Source organism: Sinorhizobium psoraleae (genome assembly GCF_013283645.1).
Lineage (GTDB): Bacteria > Pseudomonadota > Alphaproteobacteria > Rhizobiales > Rhizobiaceae > Sinorhizobium > Sinorhizobium psoraleae.
On sequence record NZ_JABEKV010000041.1, the window covers coordinates 1 to 3369 of the forward strand.

Annotated in this window: 2 protein-coding genes; one reads left to right on the top strand and one right to left on the bottom strand. The window is 59.5% G+C overall.

Annotated features, from left to right (window positions below; translation table 11 throughout):
- The first annotated feature begins 249 nt into the window (after positions 1-249).
- Positions 250-1242 carry an IS481 family transposase gene (locus ILFOPFJJ_RS34390; protein ID WP_173514841.1) on the top strand — a complete coding sequence of 331 codons (993 nt, stop codon included), beginning with the start codon at positions 250-252 and terminating at the stop codon, positions 1240-1242.
- 480 nt (positions 1243-1722) lie between these two features.
- On the opposite strand, the gene ILFOPFJJ_RS34395 is transcribed toward ILFOPFJJ_RS34390, so the two are convergent.
- A complete protein-coding gene (locus tag ILFOPFJJ_RS34395) occupies positions 1723-2751 on the bottom strand; it encodes a cyclase family protein (RefSeq protein WP_173514842.1) in 1029 nt (342 codons plus the stop codon).
- Between the last annotated feature and the right edge of the window lie 618 nt (positions 2752-3369).

The following is a 3369-nucleotide window of genomic DNA, read 5'->3' on the forward strand; positions in this document are numbered from 1 at the left end:
GATCAACCTCAGATCGCTGCAACTGAAAAAGCGATGGGGCGTGGACGTCGCATACAAAGAATCGAAGATCGCGCCAAGATCGGTGCGGATAGCGGCAGGCGCCGCAGATCGATCGGCTACAACATGCATGATTGGCCTCCACAGAGTTGTTGGTCAGCAACCCCACTCTGCCAGAGCGCAGGACGCTATCCACCACCGTCATGGGATCTTTGATGGGGCATCCTTGTCTTCCGAATCAAAGGATGCGCTATGGGCCAGGTTCTTCATGGGAGCGCCTCGACGACTGAGGCGGTCCGTCGAGCGATACAGCATAGTCAAGAGAGCCTGAGGACGCTTTCCAAGCGCTACGGGATCAATCCAAAGATGGTTGCCAAGTGGCGGGAGCGAACATCGGTCGCGGACCTTCCGACCGGCCCGAAGGAGCCGAGGTCGACGGTCCTCTCCGTCGAGGAGGAAGCGGTTGTCGTTGCTTTCCGGCGCTACACGCTGCTGCCGCTGGATGACTGCCTCTATGCGCTGCAGCCGACAATCCCGCACCTGACGCGCTCCTCGCTGCACCGCTGCCTGCAGCGCCATGGCATCGGTCGTCTGCCGGATGTCGACGGCGACAGGCCGGCGAAGAAGAAGTTCAAGAGCTATCCGATCGGCTTCTTCCACATCGACATTGCCGAGGTGCGCACCGAACAGGGCAAGCTGCACATGTTCGTTGCCATCGACCGCACCTCGAAGTTCGCCTTTGTCGAACTGCACGAGAAGGCCACCACCGCCGTCTCACGCGAGTTCCTGCTGCGCTTGATCGCAGCCGTCCATTACAAGATCCACACCGTGCTCACCGACAACGGCATCCAGTTCACCACACCCGGTGCTGGCGGCTCGGCTGTCCCGCTGATCAAGGAGGCGATCGCCAATGGCGAACGCTTCTGGGCCCATGCCTTCGAATACACCTGCGCCACGAACGACATCGAGCACCGCACGACCAAGGCAAAGCATCCATGGACCAACGGCCAGGTCGAGAGAATGAACCGAACCATCAAGGACGCCACCGTCAGGCGTTTCCACTACGAGAACCACGACCAGCTCCGCCAGCATCTCGCCGACTTCGTTTCCGCCTACAACTTCGGACGCAGGCTCAAGACGCTCAAGGGCCTCACCCCTTACGAATTCGTCTGCAAGGCGTGGGCGTCGCAGCCCGAACGCTTCACCCTCGATCCGCTCCACCAGATGCCGGGACTAAACATCTAGGCTTGCGCTGGTACTGTCCGCGGAGGATCGGCGTCATAAGATTCCGTCGTCCGCGGACGCCTGCCCGGGGCCCTGTTCCAGCGGCTGCTTCCGCGCATCTACGCCGCCGGCGAAATCGCGGCGCGACGCAGACGGCTGCCCGCCTGAAGCCGTCGGCCCCGATCAGCCATTGAAGTGCGAGACCCTGTTCGGCTTGCTTCCGGAATGCGCTGTTTCGAGCCTCGCTCCTCAGCTCGATGACGTGACAGCCGATGGCCTAATCATCGCTGCCGATTCCGCATAATTCGGCGCTCCAAATAATTGCGGTGATGCGCTATCGTAGACAGTCGAGCGCGCCACTCGGCGGTGGCGTCCAGTCCGAGCTCCGGTCATGACTCTCGACAGCCCGCTCTATATGTCAGTTGTCTTCTCCGGCACAAAAGCGAACCTGATAACCAGCAGTCCTTTTGGCTTCTGAGGTTTTCTGGTTTCAGCACAACGTCAAACAGTCGCTAACGGCGTAACGGGCGAGCCCACAGCGCCAGGAAGACACAGCGGCGCTGCAGTCAAGAGAAAATATCGTCGTTTTTGTTGCCTCATCCATCTGGCGCATTCAGAAAGATACCAGAGCTCCCCCAGAGCAATCCCGAGCTTGAAGAGGCACAATTCGTGAAGTGGCCAAGCGGCGTGTTTATCATCATCGGTTGCCCGCGCGGTAGGTGCCTCTATCCCGATATTGTCCGAGATGAGCGCGGTAAGCCCGGTTTCATCAATCCAGTTGAGCAGGCGTTGATCGCGTCCATCGAGTTCGGCGCAGCGGGCAGGATCTACGTCAGATCGGCAGAGCTTGCCAGCAGATGAGACGACAAGGTCACCAAAACCTGAGTAAAAGCACACGAGATCACCAGGCTCGACCTGAATGTCATCCGCGTCGAGAATTCGCATGATATCGTCATAACGAATGACACGTCGGCCGTGGCCGAAGTGGTGACATAGATCAATCATCACGCCGCGCCCCTGCAGGCCAACTCGCGCCATTGTGTCTGCACCGAGTCGGCTCGTGCGTGCGGTTCCCGTCACAGGATCTGGCGTAATCACATCGGTGCCAGCGCGCCAACCATTGTAGTATAGAGGCTCGGCGACACCATCCCCATCGGCATCGAAACTCTGCCCCACATGCGCGAAGGTGTCCCAATGCGTAGAGTATTGCGTCGCTAACGTTACCGCATCGTCACTGATGATGTCGGTCGCCCCTGCCTTCTCCTTGGCCAGCGGATAGTTGTAGTTGAGCGTACCTTTATTGTCGCGCGGTAGAGCGATCAGTCGTGGCGGAGATCTACGGGGATCCACAATAGTGCCCCCAGGTAAATTCAACGGAAGACTCAAGCAGAATGTCAGTCCCTGTTCCACATAACCGACCGCTCGCTTGCGCGCGGTCGGCGTAAGAAAATTGAGCCGCCCCAACTCGTCATCGTCACCAAAGTCGCCCCAGTTGGAGTCTTCGGGTCTTCGCTTCCAGCGGTTAGGCATGGCGGGCTCCAGATCTCCGATGGGTCGTGGCTTTTCCGCACGGGTACGCCGCAACGCGGCTCCTGACGCAGCGCTGACACTCCACATCAGTTGGTCTACTCGTAGCCATCGGTCGGATGCGGCACCACATCGCGCCACCGCCCATCGCCACGATGCTTGGCTCGGCTGAACAAGCTTCAGAATAGAGACTCGGGGCGTCCGCCGCTATTGCGCGCTCACGCGTTCCGCAAATACACGCGTGACGGACTTTGAATCCGCGCCATTCAAGCACACGATAACGTGGTGTTGCGATCGAGAACGCCAATCCATCGAGCGCGAGCAGAAGCGTGAGCATTTGGCCGAGGCGGCCGGCTTCAGCACTGTTACGACCGTTTCTAAGACCGTTTCGGATCGTCGGTTTTGGTGCAGGGTCTCGTCTGGGGCGAACCGCGAGAGCGCGTCGCGCAAGGTGCCATGCCGTCGCGCCGATATCCCGAGTGTGAAACATTCTTCTGGGCCAAACGGACTTACGATCAGTGCATAACTCGGTCGGGCGTAGGAGCGCACGTGCGGAGACCCATTTTCGTGTGAACGCCTCCTGCGACCGGCTCAACGCCTGAGTCTTGTGCCGCACTTCTT

Bases quoted from the DNA above. Each gene is read 5' to 3' on its own strand.
- ILFOPFJJ_RS34390 (WP_173514841.1), top strand. From the start codon at position 250: ATGGGCCAGGTTCTTCATGGGAGCGCCTCGACGACTGAGGCGGTCCGT.
- ILFOPFJJ_RS34395 (WP_173514842.1), bottom strand. From the start codon at position 2,751: ATGCCTAACCGCTGGAAGCGAAGACCCGAAGACTCCAACTGGGGCGAC.